This window comes from Streptomyces atroolivaceus, from assembly GCF_000717025.1.
In the GTDB taxonomy this organism is placed as follows: Bacteria; Actinomycetota; Actinomycetes; order Streptomycetales; family Streptomycetaceae; genus Streptomyces; species Streptomyces atroolivaceus.
In genome coordinates this window covers 44,548-60,019 of record NZ_JNXG01000008.1, presented here as the reverse complement: position 1 = coordinate 60,019, position 15,472 = coordinate 44,548, and the positions used below count along the sequence as shown (strand labels likewise).

Here is a 15,472-nt window from a genome sequence, read left to right as displayed (position 1 = left end):
AGCGTTTCCGACGGCCGGGCCGACCGTCACTCCGATCCCGGATCGCGGCCCGGACGCGCCCCCGCGCGGCGTCAGCCGCTCAGTTCGATCCGGGTGCCCGCTCCCCGCGCGACGGCCGCGTCGATCAGCAGCCGGGCCACGGCCAGGTCCTGGAGGCCGACGCCCACCGAGTCGAAGAGCGTGAGGTCGGTGTCCGCCGTCCGGCCGGGCCGGGTGCCCGCGAGTACGTCACCGAGTTCGCAGCGGAAGTCGTCCTCGCCGAGCGCACCCTCGGCGAGCGGGATCAGCACCTCGCCGGACTTCGCGCGGGCCGTCGTCCAGGCGTCCACGACGATCCGGCAGCGGACGACGCCCTCCGTGTCGATCTCCCGGTGGTCGGGGCGCGGCGGGGCGCCCACGGCGTTGATGTGCTGGCCGGGGGACAGCCAGGCGCCCCGGATCAGCGGTTCCCGGGACGGGGTCAGCGTGCACAGGACGTCCGAGGCCTCCGCGACGGCCTGCGGCCCGGCGAGCACGCCGGCCTCCACGCCCAGCTCCGTCCGGATCCAGGCGGCCAGCTCGACGCTCCTGCCGGGGTGGCGCCCCCACAGCACGATCCGGTCGTACGCGCGGCCCGGCAGCAGCGCGCGGGCATGGGCACGGGCCAGCGGGCCGGTGCCGACGAGACCCAGTACGCGCGCGTCCTTCCGGGCGAGGGCCCGGGTGGCGACGGCGGTGGCGGCGGCGGTCCTCGCCCGGGTGACCTCGGCCCCGTCGAGCAGCGCCTCGCACGCACCGGTGTCCGCGGACACGGCCAGGACGGCCGAGCGCTGCACGGGCAGGCCCCGTTCGCGGTTGGCGGGGAGGTCAGCCAGGAGTTTCACGGCGGCGAGGCCGGCCGGGGCGGAGGCCGACGCCATCGCGAGGAAGGTCCCGTCCGACCCCGGGAGAGGCATGGCCGGCGGGGGCGGCAGGACGGCCCTGCCCAGTGCCAGGTCCAGGTGGCAGCCCTCCACCGCTCTCTCGATGTCCTCCCGTACGTCCGCGAGCAGTGCGGTGATGTCGGAGCGGGTCAGGATCAGCGTCATGTCGTGTGTCCTCAGGGGTACGGGAGCGGGTGCCGACGGGTGGTCAGGCGCCGCGCAGGAAGGGGACGGTGAGTCCGGAAGGCGCCCGGCTGCGGCCGACCAGCCCGCTCACCGCCAGCAGCGCGATGACGTAGGGCAGCGTGGTCAGGAGAGGCGCGGACAGGTGCAGTCCCAGAGCGGGCGCTGCGAACTGCAGCGACTGCGCGACGCCGAAGAAGAGGCAGGCCACGAGCGTGGGCCAGGCGCGCCAGCGGCCCGCGATCACCGCGACGACCGCCAGGTATCCGATGCCGCCGGTGATGTTGTCGCTGAAGGCGTGCACCTCCGACAGGGCCAGCTGCGCGCCCGCCAGGCCGGAGACGGCCCCGGTCAGCAGCACGGCGGCGAACCGGACGGCACGCACCGGAAGACCGCAGCGGTCGGCGGTGGTCGCGTCCTCCCCGATGGCGTCGACCGCCAGGCCCCACGACGTGCGCCTGCTGAATCCCAGGGCCAGGACGGCGGCGACGGCGAAGGCGGCGTAGCCCAGGGCGGTCTGCTCGAAGAGGGCTGGTCCCAGCACGGGGACGCTGTGCAGGCCGGGCACGGGGATCGGGTCGAATCCCGGCACGGAGTCGGCCGCCCCGTCGCCGAAGAAGACGCGGGAGCCGTACGTCGTCGCACCGAGGGCGAGGACGTTCGCCGTGATGCCGGTGACGATCTGGTCGGCGCGCAGGACGACGCTGAGCAGCGCCTGGAGGGCGGCGAAGAGCAGCCCCGCGGCGAGCGCGGCCAGCACGCCCACACCCGCGTTTCCCGAGGCCAGGGCGCCTGTCGCGCCGGCGAAGGCGCCGGTAAGCATCATGCCCTCGACGGAGAGGTTGAGGACACCGGCGCGTTCGCTCAGCAGCTCTCCCGAGGAGGCCAGCAGGAGCGGCACGGCCAGGCGGACCCCACCGGAGACGAGTTCCTCCACGACCGCACTCATGAGGCCCTCCCGTTGCGTGTGGTTGTGAACATGGCCGCGGCGACGAACAGGACGAGCAGGCTCTGCACGATCTGTACGGAGGAGGCGGGCACCCCGGCCGCGAGCTGGAGGTTGATGCCGCCGTTGGTGAGGAAGCCGAAGAGGAGGGACACCGCCGCCACCGCGGTGAGCGAACCGCGGGCGAGCAGGCCCACGACCAGCCCGGAGAAGCCGTATCCGGAGGAGAAGTGCTCGGCCAGCACGTACGGCGCGATGGCGACGAGGGCCGCGCCCGCCAGCCCCGCCGCCGCGCCGGCGAAGGCCAGGCTGCCCGTTTCCAGGCGTACCACGGGAAGTCCGAGCCGGGCCGAGGCGGCGGGGGAGTGACCGACCGACCGCAGCCGCAGTCCGACAGCCGTGTGGCGCAGCACCACACCGGTGACCACGGCGGCGACGACGGCGATCACGACGATCGCGGTCGCGGGCGACTCGACGCCGCCGATCAGCGGCAGCCGGGCGCCCTCGGGCAGGGGCGCGGACTGCGGCAGCGTCTCGGACGAGGTCACGGGCTGGCGCAGCAGGGCCTCTTCGTGGACGGCCACCGAGACGAGCCCCACGCCGACGAAGTTGAGCAGCAGCGTGGTGATGACCTCGCTGGTGCCCCTCCTGGCCCGCAGCCGGCCGGCGATGCCCGCCCAGGCGCCGCCCGCCACGCATCCCGCGACGAGGACCAGCGGCACACCGAGCGCGGCAGGAACCCCTGCGGGCAGTGTCGTTCCCACGGCCGCCGCCGCGAGGCCTCCCGCACACAGCTGCCCCTCGCCGCCCACGTTCACCAGCCCCGCACGGTGGGCGACGGTGAACCCGGTGGCGATGAGGGCCAGTACGGCGGCCGAGTTCAGGGAACTCCCGACGGCGTACGACGATCCGAACATGCCCTCGACGAGGGCGTCCCAGGCGACCGCGGGTCCGGTTCCGGCTCCCTTCACGAGACCGAGCCCGACCGCGCCCGCGAGGACGACCGCCAGGACGCCGACGGTGACGGGGTGCCTCAGGACGGGGGCGATGCGGGTATGCGCCGTGCGGAGGGCCGGTGCGGGCGCGGACAGGGTGAGAGGTGGGGGCGACATGGCGGCTCCTTGAGGTCTGGGGTGCACGCGTCCGGGCCGAGGGCTGGCGACGGCCGGGACGCGGGTGCTGCGAGGCGCGGTTCAGCGCAGGGCTTCGGGGGTGTGGCCCGTGTTCTCCGGCCCGGGCCGCGAAGCGCGGGCGCCGAGCATGAGGGCTCCGATCCGTTCCCGGGCGTCCGGCTCCGCCGGGTCGACGGGGCCCAGCAGCTTCCCCCGGTAGGCCACGGTGATCCGGTCGCACAGGACGAGGAGTTCGGACAGCTCGCTGGAGACCACCAGCACACCGGTCCCGGCGGCGGCCGCGTCACGGATGCGGGAGTGCACGGCGCCCACCGCTCCGATGTCCAGCCCTCGGGTGGGCTGGGCCGCGGCCAGGCAGATCAACGGGTCGAGCGCCAGCTCCCGGGCCAGCACGACCTTCTGCTGGTTGCCGCCGGACAGCGAGGACATCAGGGCCCCCGGGCCGTCCGCCCGGATGCCGTGCCCGGTGAGCACCGAGTCCGCGGCACGGTCCATGGCGCGCCGGTCCAGGAGCACCCCGTGACGACGGAACCGGTCGAGCCGGCCGAGGAACAGGTTGTCGGCGACCCGCAGTTGTGGCACGCACCCTTCGTGGAGCCGGTCCTCCGGCACCACGCCGAGTCCGGCCCGGCTCCGCTCGCGCGGTGCCGCCCGGGTGAGGTCCCGTCCGTCCAGCTCCACGCGTCCCGCGACGGGCGCGAGCGAGCCGCCGAGCAGCGCCATCAGCTCGCTCTGACCGTTGCCCTCGACCCCGGCGATCCCCACGATCTCCCCGTACCCGACGTCCAGGGAGACCTCGTCCAGGGCGGAGGTCCCGTCTGCGCGCCGCACACTGACGTCGCGCAGCCGCAGCGCCTGCGTCACCCGGGCAGCGGCCTTGCCGCCGGGCTCCGCCCGCCCGCCGGGCTCCGCGGTTCCGACGGCCAAGGCGCGGCCCGCCGGCTCCGGACCGCCTGCACGGGTCTTCCCGGAGCCGGACGCCCCTGCCTCCGGGGAGTCCCCGTCGGCGGCCAGCCCGATCGTCCCGGCGAGCCCCGCGTCCAGCGAGCCGGCGGGCCGGCCGATCATCAGCGGTACCAGCCGCTCCGGCGGCAGCTCGGCCAGTGGCCCGCCACCGGACACCCGGCCGCCGCGCAGCACGGTCGCCGCATCCCCGGCCCGTGCCACTTCTCCGAGCTTGTGCGTCACCAGGACCACAGCGTGCCCCGACTCCGCGATCCGCCGGCAGGTCGCCAGCAGGGCGTCCGTCCCGGCCGGTCCGAGGACGCCCGTGGGCTCGTCCAGCACGAGGAGCCGGGGCTCCCGCAGCAGTGCCTTGACGATCTCGGTCCGCTGGCGCACGCCGACGGGCAGCTCACTCACCCGCGCGTCGAGGTCCAGTTCGAGTCCGTACTCCTCGCGCACCCGTGCCACCCGCCGCGGCAGGTCCCGCAGCCGCAGCAGGCGCATGTTCTCGCCCACGGTCAGGGTCGGTACGAGGCTGAAGTGCTGGTGGACCATGGCGATGCCGGCGGCGAGCGCGTCGGCGGGCCGACGGGGGGCGTAGGGCGAGCCGTAGAGGCGCAGACCGCCCGCGTCCGGCGCCACCGAGCCGCCCACGACGTGGCAGAGGGTCGACTTGCCCGCACCGTTCTCGCCGAGTACGCAGTGGACGGTGCCGGACTCGACGACGAGGTCCACCTCCTCCAGGGCCCGCGTCGTGCCGAAGGACTTGGTGAGTCCGGAGATCTCCAGCGCGGGAGCGGCCGTGTTCATCGGGTGGTGATCTCGCCGGCCGTGATCTTCCGCTTCAGCTCGTCGAGCTTCTCGCCCACAGCGGGGTCCGTGGTGTCGCAGAGCACGATGTCGTTGTGCGGTTCCTCGAAGGTGAGCCCGAAGTGGACGGCTTCCGCCGTCCAGTCGTCGGCGACCAGGTGATTCACGGCGTACTCGATCTCCGCGCCGATGTCCGTCTCCACGTACCCCGCGTACGCGGGGTCGGTGCCGCACTCGTGGGCGATCGGTCCGCCGATGAGAGCGCCGTCGCGCCGGCCCGCGGCCTGGGCGACGCCCTTGTGGCCGAGATTGAGGACCTGCCCCAGGACGTCCGCCCCGGCGCCGAAGCCGGCGAGCGCGGACTGCTTGGCCTTGGCCACGTCGTTGAAGTCGCCGACGTACTGCGGGGCGAGGACCTTGACGCCGGGGTCGGCCGCCTCCGCACCCCTGTCGAACTCCTTGGCGGCGTTCACGATCGCCGGGAGTTCCGCACCGCCGATGAATCCGACCGTCCCGGACTTGGAGAGCAGTGCGGAGGCCGCGCCGGAGAGGAAGGCCGCTTCGGCCTGCTGCGGGTCGTACAGCGAGAGGTTCGCGAGGGGCTTCCCGTCGGCGGGGCCTCCGATCTCGGCGAACTTCACCTGAGGGAAGCGCGCCGCGACGTTGCGCACATCGGCGTCGGTCTGCCCGCCGATGGAGATCACGAGGTCGGAGGTGGTGGCGAAGCGGACCAGCGCCTTCTCGTAGTCAGCCGTCGCCACCTGCTCCACCTTGCTGAACTCCACCGTGCCGGCGTGCTGCTTCTCCGCCCGCTGGTAGCCGAGGTAGGCGGAGCCCATGAAGCCGTCGTCGGAGAGCGAACCGGGGAAGAGGACGCCGACCTTGAGCTTGCCGTCGTCCTCGCCCCCGCCGTCGGCTGCGGAGGACCCGCCGCAGGCGGTCAGCAGGAGCAGCCCTGACACGACGGACGCGGCGACCGCGACGGGGGAGGAGAGGGGTCGGGAAGGTGCCACTGGGATGCCTCCAGGAAACGGGGCCCGCGAGCCGGTTAGCGGTATACCGCTATGGCGCCCAGTTTCCGCGTCGTTTGTTGCCACCGCGTCACCGAGCGGTTAGCAGTAGCGGACCCGGCACGGGATCCGCATACGGTGGGACCGTTCCGGAACCGGAGGAAAAGCCTTGGTGACAGCAGCCCGACAGTCCGACGCGGGACGCCCCTCGCTGCGCGATCTCGCGTACGAGACCTTGCGGCGGCGCATCATCGAGGTCGAACTCCAGCCCGGAGAGAGGCTCGTCGAGCGCGATCTGGCCACCGAGCTGGAGGTCTCGCGCATTCCCCTGCGCGAGGCCCTGCGGCTCCTGGCGGCCGACGGGCTCGTGCTGCTGGTACCGCACCGCGGCGCACTGGTCGCGCCCTTCACCCCCGGCGACGTACGCGATCTTTTCGACGTACGCGAGTCGCTGGAGTCCCTCGCCGCGCGCCTGGCCGCGGAGCGGGCGGACGAGGACGGGCTGGCCCGCCTGGCGGCCGGCCTCGATGCCGCCCGCGCCGCGACCCGCGCGCACGACCGGGCCGCGATCGCGGCGGCCAACGCGGCCTTCCACACCGATATCGTCGACCTCGCGGCCAACGCGCTGCTCAGCGGTGTGATGCGGCCCCTGGAGGCGCGCATGCACTGGCTGTTCCGCCTGACGGCCCAGCGGGACCCCGCCCGGCAGTGCGCCGAACACCAGCGGATGTACGAGGCCATCGCGGCACGCGATGCCGACCGTGCGGCCCGCCTGGCGCACGAACACGTGGCGGACGGCCGCGCCACCAGCCTCGCCCTCGCCGAGCAGTGGTCCCGCCCGGACATCGACCCCGAGGCGGTCGCCGCGCGCCGTCGGCGCGGGCGGGGCGATGCCGGGAAGCAGGCCGGGCCGGAGGCGTGATCCGCCCCCGGCCCGGCTGAGGTATGTCCCCCTATGACCCGGCGCGCAGCACCGCAGCGACCACCGGGCCCGCCGCGTCACCGCCGTGGCCGCCGGCCTGGACGACGGCCGCTGCCGCCAGGTCGTCGCTGAAGCCGGTGAACCAGCTGTTGGACGTGGTCTGTCCGTCGACCTCGGCCGAGCCCGTCTTGGCGCCCTTGTCGCCGCCGACCGAGGCCATGGCGGCCTTGCCCGTGCCCCAGGAGGCGGTGGCCCGCATCATGTCGTTCAGCTGCCCGGTGACGTTCTGCGACAGCGAGCGGGACGCGGTGGCGAGCTGACGGCCGTCCAGGGACTGCGGGACGATGACCGGCTGACGGAACGTCCCGGTGCGGGCGGTCGCCGTGATGGACGCGATGTTGAGCACGTTCATCTGGACGGTGCCCTGGCCTATGTACTGGGCCGCGGCCACCCCGCCGTTCTCCTCGGGCACGCTGCCGTCGAACGAGACGACACCCGTCTTCCAGTCGAGACCGATCCCGAAGACGTCCCGGGCCTCCTTGGCGAGGGCGGCGTCGTCGTCCACCTCGTCGATCTTCTTGATGAAGGCCGTGTTGCAGGAGCGGGCGAAGCTGGTGGTGAACGGCTCCGTGTCCGGCAGCGAGAAGTTCTTCAGGTTGTGGAAGCTGTTCCCCATGTACATCACGTCCTCGGGGCATTCGATCGGACGGTCCGCCGAGGCGAGGCCCTTCTCCAGCAACATGGCCGCGGTCATGATCTTCAGCGTGGAGCCGGGCGCCTGCTTGCCCTGCATCGCCGCGTTGAAGCCGGTCGCCGGGTTGTTGGCGACGGCGCGGATCGAGCCCGTGGAGGGCTTCACGGCGACCACCGACGCCCCGCTGTACTGCTTGACCGCCTTCTCGGCCGCCGCCTGGGCGTCCGCGTCCAGTGTCGTCTGCAGCTGTCCGGGCTTCCCCTCGGCCAGCGTCAGCAACGTGGTGTCCGGGAGCTGCTCGTCGGCCGGCTCGATCCAGGTCTCGATGCCAGGGGATCCGCCGGCCGTGTCGCCGTACTTCTCGCGCAGGCTGTCCAGGATCGGCCCGAGCGACGGGTACTTCTCCTTGTCGAGCACCTCGCCGTTGTGGTCGACGGCCTCGATCGCGGCCGTCGAGGACTCGCCGGTCCTCAGCACCGCACCCTCGGTCAGCTGCGGATGGATCACGGTGGGCTGCCAGTCGACCAGTGCCTTACCTGTCGTCAGGCCGCGCACCACCGTCAGCTCGGAGGAGTACGACCAGGGCTTGGTCTTCCCCTCGTAGGAGACCGTCGCCTTCACCGTGAACGGGACCTTCGCGCCGACTGCGGCACCCGGTGTGATCACCGCTCCCGTCACGTGTGCCTCTGCGGCGTAGCCGGCCAGCAGCGGTTCGGAGGCGGCCTCGTTGTTCGTGAACAGGGCGGCGGCCGCCGCGTCGCCGGACGCCCATGCCTTCAGGAAACCCTCGGCGGTCTCCTGGATCTCCTCCTTCTCGGGCGGCCCGGTCTTCACCTCCGAGGACTCCGCCACGGTCCCCGTCCCCCCGGCCTCGTCGCCTCCCAGTACCACGTCGTACACGCCGTAGCCGAGTCCTCCGGCCACCAGCACGAACACCCCGCCGACTATGGCGACCTTCGCTCCACCGCGCATCTGTGCAGTCCCCCTCCCCAGTAGCCCTCTTGAACGTGTTCAAGAGGGCCTTCCTCTGGCACTTTACGGGACACCGGTGAGAGCTGAGGCGGTTGTTACCGGACCGCGATGCGGTGCGGGAAAGCGCTTTCCGCCGTGCGCCCCCAGCCGGTCCACGGCACGTCGGGTGGCAACGAACCAACGAACAGGAGGGCCCGGCGAACAGCCGGGCCCTCCTGGTGCGTTCGGGGTGCTACACCCAGGTGTCCAGCCACATCCGGTCGCGCCAGGCGTCGTCCGGGATCGACGTGCCCGTGTAGAGCGGCCAGAAGTAGACGAAGTTCCAGACGATCAGCAGCACCAGGACGCCCGCCGCGATCGCGCCGAGGGTGCGTCTGCGTTCGCCCGTGGGGTCGGCGGTCCCGGTCTCCGCGCCGAGGCGGTGCTTGGTACCCGTGCCCGCCGCCGGTCCCAGGAGGGCGCCGATCATCATCGTGACCGCGAGACACAGGAACGGCACGAACACGACCGCGTAGAACAGGAAGATGGTCCGCTCCTGGTAGAAGAACCACGGCACCCAGCCCGCCGCCACACCGCAGGCGATCGCGCCCGCCCGCCAGTCGCGGCGGAAGAACCAGCGCCACAGCACGTACAGCAGTGCCACGCACGCCGCCCACCAGAGGAGCGGGGTACCGAGCGCCAGCACCTCGCGGGCGCACTTGCCGGTCTCGGACGTGAGGCAGGTCTTCTCCTCGTAGAAGTACGAGACGGGCCGGCCCAGCACGATCCAGCTCCACGGATTGGACTCGTAGGTGTGGCCGGAGGTCAGGCCCACGTGGAACTCGTAGACCTGGTACTCGTAGTGCCACAGGCTGCGCAGCCAGTCCGGCAGCCAGGTCCAGCTGCCGCCCTTGCCCTCGGTGGCCGCCCAGTTGCGGTAGTACCCCTTGTCCGTGACGATCCAGCCGGTCCACGAGACGACGTACGTGCCGATCGCGACCGGCACCGTGGAGACGAAAGCGGGCAGCAGGTCCCGCAGGACAACGGTCCGGTACGGCTGCACCGCGCCGGCCGTGCGCCTCGCGCCGACGTCCCAGAGCACCGCCATCACGCCGAAGGCGGCCAGGATGTAGAGCCCGTTCCACTTCGTGGCGAAGGCCAGGCCGAGCATCAGCCCGGCCGCGATCCGCCACGGGCGCCACCCGAGCCGGAGCGTCTCGGCGATGTGGGCGTCCGGGCGCAGGAGCCCCTCCTCGTCGACCGGGAGCGCCGCGGCCAGTTTCCGGCGGGACCGGTCGCGGTCGACGAGGAGGCAGCCGAAGGCCGCGAGCACGAAGAACATCAGCACCAGGTCGAGCAGCGCGGTGCGGCTCATCACGAAGTGCAGCCCGTCCACGGCCAGCAGGGTGCCCGCCAGGCAGCCCAGGAACGTCGAGCGGAACAGACGGCGGCCGATCCGGCACAGCATCAGGACCGAGACGGTGCCGAGCAGCGCCACCATGAAGCGCCAGCCGAACGGGGTGAACCCGAAGAGCTGTTCGCCGAACCCGATGATCCACTTGCCGACCGGCGGATGGACGACGTAGCCCGGGTCCACCGGGATGTCCACCAAGGACGGGTCGTTGAGGATCCGCTTGTCGACGTCCTTGGGCCAGGAGCCCTCGTACCCCTGGTTGACCAGTGCCCAGGCGTCCTTGGCGTAGTACGTCTCGTCGAATATCACCGCCTTCGGGCTGCCCAGGTTCCAGAACCGCAGCACCCCGGCGACCAGGGCGACCAGCAGCGGCCCGCCCCAGGCGGCCCAGCGCACCAGACGGCCCGCGAGGCCCGGCGGCACGGCGAGCACGTCCCAGAACTGGCGGCCCGGGCGGGTGTAGGGCGGGACCAGGCGCTCGCGCAGCCCCGTCTCCGGCCGTGGGGAATGGCCGAAGCGGCGCAGCCGCTGTTGCCAGGAAGGCGGCTGGTCGCCGGCGTGATCCCCGGCGTCGTTGCCCTGCTGGGCTTCGGGCGCAGTACTCGTCACCGCGCCATCGTAGGGAACGCATCTGTGCGAGGGGTGCCGCCGGTGCTGGGAGGATGGCCGATGTGACTGGAACGACTGGAACGCTCGTACTCGCAGGGACCCCCATCGGCGACGTGGCGGACGCCCCGCCACGGCTCGCCGCCGAGCTGGAGACGGCCGACGTCGTGGCCGCCGAGGACACCCGGCGGCTGCGCAGGCTCACCCAGGCGCTGGGCATCCACACGACGGGGCGTGTCGTGTCCTACTTCGAGGGCAACGAGTCGGCGCGCACGCCCGAGCTCGTCGAGGCGCTGACCGGCGGCGCGCGCGTCCTGCTCGTCACCGACGCGGGGATGCCGTCCGTCTCCGACCCCGGCTACCGGCTCGTCGCGGCCGCCGTGGAACAGGGCATCAAGGTCACCGCCGTACCGGGCCCGTCGGCCGTGCTGACCGCGCTCGCGCTGTCCGCCCTGCCCGTGGACCGCTTCTGCTTCGAGGGCTTCCTGCCGCGCAAGGCGGGCGAGCGGCTCGGGAAGCTGCGCGAGGTCGCCGACGAGCGCCGCACGATGGTCTTCTTCGAGGCCCCGCACCGGCTGGACGACACCCTGGCGGCGATGGCCGAGGTGTTCGGGGCGGACCGCAGGGCCGCCGTGTGCCGGGAACTGACCAAGACGTACGAGGAAGTGAAGCGCGGCCCGCTCGGCGAGCTGGCGGCCTGGGCGGCCGAGGGTGTGCGCGGCGAGATCACCGTCGTGGTCGAGGGCGCCACGGACTCCGGCTCCGAGGGACTCGACGACGCCGAGCTGGTGCGCAGGGTGCAGGTGCGCGAGGAGGCGGGGGAGCGGCGCAAGGAGGCCATCGCGGCGGTCGCCGCCGACGCGGGCCTGCCCAAGCGCCAGGTGTTCGATGCGGTGGTCGCGGCAAAGAACGCGGCTCGGACCGGCCAGGAACAGGGCAAGGGACTAACCTGAAATGTAAAGCCCGAGCCGCGTACCGGACCTCTTCGTCCATGGATCGGCCAAGAGCGTTCCAACACTCGGCAGACCTGGTGCGCCGCCGCCGGTGAAGGCGTCCACTTGAAGGTGGGACGCACCATCCGGAGTGCTTGTCCGGTGCTTGTCCATCGGACAAGAGGAGCAGGCATGAGTGACATCGCAGCGACCACCGTGCACGAGGCGTACGCCTTCGCGTGCATGAGGTGCGGGTACGGCTGGGAACAGGCCTACGAGATAGAGCACCACGTCGACGGCTCGGGCAACGCGTTCGTGGTGTACAAGGCGGACGGACAGCGAGTGCCCTCGCCGCTGTCCACGCCCACCTGCGCGAACTGCGGCGGGCACGTGGTCCGCCTCATGCGGGCCGGCCGGGTCTCCACCGTCCAGCAGCTGCTCCGGCACGGGCAGACCGTGCGTCCCAGGAGGGCGGGTGAGGAGACGGCTGCCGAGGAGATGGCCGTCGCGGCCGTACGGGCCCCGGGGCCCGCGCCCCACCACTGGCAGCTCTCCGATCTGCTGCGTCACTTCCACCGGCGGTGAGAGGGAGCCCATGCCCTCGTAGAGTCATGGGCATGAGCCGTACCGACGCCCCGCCGCTCCCCGAACCCCTCAGGGTTCCTGTCGCCGATTCGCACACCCATCTGGACATGCAGGACGGAACGGTCGAGGAGGGCCTGGCCAGGGCATCGGCCGTCAACGTGACGGCCGTCGTCCAGGTCGGCTGCGACGTGAAGGGCTCCCACTGGGCCGCCGAGACCGCCGCCGCGCACCCGTCCGTGCACGCCTCCGTCGCCCTGCACCCCAACGAGGCGCCGCGCATCGTGCACGGGGACCCGGAGGGCTCGGCGCGGCAGGGGGCCCGGGAGCCGGGCGGGAAGGCGGCACTGGACGAGGCGCTGGCCGAGATCGACGCACTGGCCGCCCTCGCCCACGTACGCGGTGTGGGCGAGACCGGACTCGACTACTTCCGCACGGGCCCCGAGGGCATGGCCGCCCAGGAGGAGTCCTTCCGGGCCCACATCGAGATCGCCAAGCGGCACGGCAAGGCGCTGGTCATCCACGACCGTGAGGCCCACGCGGACGTCCTGCGCATCCTCGCCGACGCGGGCGCGCCGGAACGGACCGTCTTCCACTGCTACTCCGGCGACGCCGAGATGGCACGGATCTGCGCGGCCGCCGGGTACTTCATGTCCTTCGCGGGCAACGTCACGTTCAAGAACGCGCAGCCGCTGCGCGACGCGCTGGCCGTCGCCCCCTCCGAGCTCGTGCTCGTCGAGACGGACGCCCCCTTTCTCACGCCCGCCCCGTACCGCGGACGGCCGAACGCGCCCTACCTGATCCCGGTCACGCTCCGGGCCATGGCCGAGGTGAGGGGCACCGACGAGGACACCCTGGCCGCCGCCGTCTACGACAACACGGCGCGGGCGTTCGACTTCTGAGGCCCGGCTCCGGGAACGCGCCGCCACCCCGGGGCCACGTCGGGTAATCGTACGACTGTGGAACGTGACCAGGGCTCGGCTATCCTGCCCGCCCAACCGGGTCGGGGTCGGCAGACCGCAACGTCTGGAGCGTCGTGGGCCATTCGCAGGGCAGTCACCGCGCGGCGCGCGGCAGCCGGCTGACGAGGCAGGCCCCGACGGTCCCCGCCCCGCCTCCGGCGCCGCGCTCCCTCCACGAGGAACGGACGGTCGTCGCCGCGCTGTGGCCGGGGCCCCTGCCGGTCCATGACCCCACGCTGCTGGACACCCCGCTGGTGGGCGGGCAGGCGGCCCCGCGGAAGGAGCCCGGCGGACACCGGGCGGCCCCGCGGCGCCCCGGAGAGCCTGCGGCGGATCGTCCCGCGCGCACTCGTCGTCGCCGTCCTGGCGGGCGGCACCGCCGCGTTCCTCACCCAGGACAAGGCCGTCCGCGTCAGCGTCGACGGGACGTCCCGCACCCTGCACACCTTCGCGGACGACGTCGGTGAACTCCTCGACGCGGAGGGCGTCACCGTCGGCACCCGCGACACGGTCGCCCCCGCCCCCGCCACGGGGCTGGACGACGGCGACGAGGTCGTCGTACTCCGGGAGACACGCGGCACGGCACCGGACCCCGCTCCCTGATCCGGCCTGACCCGGGCGAGAGACCCGGGGCCCCCTGGCGGCCGTAGGCTTGACGGGTGAGCACCACAGAGCCCGATGCCCTCCTGGGCCCCGCAGACATCCGCGAGCTGGCCGCAGCGCTGGGCGTACGCCCCACGAAGCAGCGCGGTCAGAACTTCGTCATCGACGCCAACACGGTCCGCAGGATCGTACGGACCGCCGAGGTGCGGCCCGACGACGTGGTGGTGGAGGTCGGGCCCGGCCTGGGCTCGCTGACCCTGGCCCTGCTGGAGGCGGCCGACCGGGTCGTCGCCGTGGAGATCGACGACGTGCTCGCCGGCGCCCTGCCGGCCACCGTCGCCGCACGGCTGCCGGAGCGCGCCGACCGCTTCGCGCTGGTCCACTCCGACGCGATGCTGGTCAGGGAGCTGCCCGGACCGGCGCCGACCGCGCTCGTCGCCAACCTGCCGTACAACGTCGCCGTTCCGGTCCTGCTCACCATGCTGGAGCGCTTCCCCACCATCGAGCGGACGCTCGTGATGGTGCAGGCCGAGGTCGCCGACCGGCTGGCCGCCCGCCCCGGCAACAAGGTCTACGGCGTGCCGTCGGTCAAGGCCAACTGGTACGCCGACGTCAAGCGCGCCGGGTCGATCGGCCGCACGGTGTTCTGGCCCGCGCCCAACGTCGACTCGGGGCTGGTGTCCCTGGTCCGGCGTGCGGAACCGGTCCGCACCACCGCGAGCAGGACCGAGGTCTTCGCCGTCGTCGACGCCGCCTTCGCCCAGCGCCGTAAGACGCTGCGCGCGGCCCTGGCGGGCTGGGCGGGCTCCGCACCGGCCGCCGAGGCCGCGCTGACCGCCGCGGGGGTCTCGCCGCAGGCCCGGGGCGAGGCGCTGACCGTCGAGGAGTTCGCCGCCATCGCCGAGAACAAGCCGGAGCTCCCCGCATGAGCCAGAGCGTCACCGTCCGCGTGCCCGCCAAGGTCAACGTGCAGCTCGCCGTGGGCGCCCCCCGCCCCGACGGCTTCCACGACCTGGCCAACGTCTTCCTCGCCGTCGGCCTGTACGACGAGGTCACCGTCACCCCCGCCGAGGCGCTGCGCGTCACCTGCTCCGGCCCGGACGCCGGCCAGGTCCCGCTGGACGCGACCAACCTGGCGGCCCGCGCCGCGATCGCCCTGGCCGACCGGCACGGCATCGCGCCCGACGTGCACATCCACATCGCCAAGGACATCCCCGTCGCCGGCGGCATGGCGGGCGGCAGCGCCGACGGCGCCGCCGCCCTCCTGGCCTGCGACGCCCTGTGGGCGACCGGCGCGAGCCGGGAGGAACTCCTGGAGATCTGCGCCGAACTCGGCAGTGACGTGCCGTTCGGTCTGGTCGGCGGGGCGGCGCTCGGGGTCGGCCGGGGCGAGCAGCTGACGGCCGTCGAGGTCGGCGGCACCTTCCACTGGGTCTTCGCAGTCGCCGACGGCGGGCTCTCCACACCCGCGGTCTACGGCGAGTTCGACCGGCTCACCGCGGGCACGCGGGTCCCCGAGCCGGCCGCCTCCCCGGCGCTCCTGGCCGCCCTGCGCAAGGGGGACGCCACCGCCCTCGCGGACGCCCTCGGCAACGACCTCCAGGCCGCCGCCCTGTCCCTGCGTCCCTCGCTGGCCGACACCCTCGGCGCGGGCACCGCCGCCGGCGCCCTGGCCGCGCTGGTCTCGGGCTCCGGGCCGACCACGGCGTTCCTGACCGCCGACGAGGAGTCGGCGCGGAAGGTGGCCGACGCCCTGCTGGCCTCCGGCACCTGCCGCGACGCCCGGGTGGCGGCGTCCCCGGCGGCGGGCGCCACCGTCGTCTGACGGCGGGTACTCAGACGCGAACTGAGTACGGTCGCGCTCCCGCCCTCCCGGG

Annotated in this window: 14 protein-coding genes; 7 read left to right on the top strand and 7 right to left on the bottom strand. The window is 73.2% G+C overall.

Annotation, left to right across the window (positions count from 1 at the left end; translation table 11 throughout):
* Positions 1-71 precede the first annotated feature (71 nt).
* The 5 genes from OO67_RS17710 to OO67_RS17690 form a co-directional block, all read right to left on the bottom strand.
* Positions 72-1,067, bottom strand: a complete 996-nt coding sequence (locus OO67_RS17710) for an ornithine cyclodeaminase family protein (protein WP_033301430.1) — start codon at positions 1,065-1,067, stop codon at positions 72-74.
* Between the two features lie 43 nt (positions 1,068-1,110).
* On the bottom strand, positions 1,111-2,034 hold the full coding sequence (locus OO67_RS17705) for an ABC transporter permease (RefSeq protein ID WP_033301428.1): 924 nt from the start codon (positions 2,032-2,034) through the stop codon (positions 1,111-1,113).
* Entirely contained in the window at positions 2,031-3,143 is a 1,113-nt protein-coding gene (locus OO67_RS17700; RefSeq protein ID WP_063746158.1) for an ABC transporter permease, read from the bottom strand. The genes OO67_RS17705 and OO67_RS17700 overlap by 4 nt, the downstream gene beginning before the upstream one ends.
* Positions 3,144-3,224: 81 nt before the next feature.
* Positions 3,225-4,919: an ABC transporter ATP-binding protein gene (locus tag OO67_RS17695; RefSeq protein ID WP_051709508.1), complete on the bottom strand. Its 1,695-nt coding sequence runs from the start codon at positions 4,917-4,919 to the stop codon at positions 3,225-3,227.
* Positions 4,916-5,932 (bottom strand): BMP family protein, encoded by a 1,017-nt coding sequence (locus OO67_RS17690; RefSeq protein ID WP_033301426.1) that lies wholly within the window; start codon positions 5,930-5,932, stop codon positions 4,916-4,918. The genes OO67_RS17695 and OO67_RS17690 overlap by 4 nt, the downstream gene beginning before the upstream one ends.
* Before the next feature lie 169 nt (positions 5,933-6,101).
* On the opposite strand from OO67_RS17690, the gene OO67_RS17685 reads away from it, so the two are divergent.
* Complete coding sequence (locus OO67_RS17685) at positions 6,102-6,851, top strand: GntR family transcriptional regulator (protein WP_033301424.1); 750 nt, start codon at positions 6,102-6,104, stop codon at positions 6,849-6,851.
* A gap of 31 nt (positions 6,852-6,882) precedes the next feature.
* Here the strand turns inward: OO67_RS17685 and OO67_RS17680 are convergent, their stop codons facing one another.
* Complete coding sequence (locus tag OO67_RS17680; protein ID WP_033301422.1) at positions 6,883-8,517, bottom strand: penicillin-binding transpeptidase domain-containing protein; 1,635 nt, start codon at positions 8,515-8,517, stop codon at positions 6,883-6,885.
* A gap of 232 nt (positions 8,518-8,749) precedes the next feature.
* Positions 8,750-10,519, bottom strand: coding sequence for a dolichyl-phosphate-mannose--protein mannosyltransferase (locus OO67_RS17675; RefSeq protein ID WP_033301421.1), 1,770 nt, complete (start codon positions 10,517-10,519; stop codon positions 8,750-8,752).
* A gap of 53 nt (positions 10,520-10,572) precedes the next feature.
* Here OO67_RS17675 and rsmI point away from each other — a divergent pair, with 53 nt between their 5' ends.
* From rsmI to OO67_RS17645, 6 genes are all read left to right on the top strand, one after another.
* Entirely contained in the window at positions 10,573-11,469 is an 897-nt protein-coding gene (rsmI, locus tag OO67_RS17670; RefSeq protein WP_033301419.1) for a 16S rRNA (cytidine(1402)-2'-O)-methyltransferase, read from the top strand.
* Positions 11,470-11,640: 171 nt separating this feature from the next.
* Positions 11,641-12,033 (top strand): hypothetical protein, encoded by a 393-nt coding sequence (locus OO67_RS17665; RefSeq protein WP_033301418.1) that lies wholly within the window; start codon positions 11,641-11,643, stop codon positions 12,031-12,033.
* A 32-nt stretch (positions 12,034-12,065) separates the two neighbouring features.
* Positions 12,066-12,932, top strand: a complete 867-nt coding sequence (locus OO67_RS17660; protein ID WP_033301748.1) for a TatD family hydrolase — start codon at positions 12,066-12,068, stop codon at positions 12,930-12,932.
* 285 nt (positions 12,933-13,217) lie between these two features.
* A complete protein-coding gene (locus tag OO67_RS39900; RefSeq protein ID WP_382056433.1) occupies positions 13,218-13,595 on the top strand; it encodes a ubiquitin-like domain-containing protein in 378 nt (125 codons plus the stop codon).
* A 56-nt stretch (positions 13,596-13,651) separates the two neighbouring features.
* Entirely contained in the window at positions 13,652-14,524 is an 873-nt protein-coding gene (gene rsmA / locus OO67_RS17650) for a 16S rRNA (adenine(1518)-N(6)/adenine(1519)-N(6))-dimethyltransferase RsmA (RefSeq protein WP_033301417.1), read from the top strand.
* On the top strand, positions 14,521-15,420 hold the full coding sequence (locus tag OO67_RS17645; RefSeq protein ID WP_033301416.1) for a 4-(cytidine 5'-diphospho)-2-C-methyl-D-erythritol kinase: 900 nt from the start codon (positions 14,521-14,523) through the stop codon (positions 15,418-15,420). Before rsmA ends, OO67_RS17645 begins: the two co-directional genes overlap by 4 nt.
* The last annotated feature ends 52 nt before the right edge of the window (positions 15,421-15,472 follow it).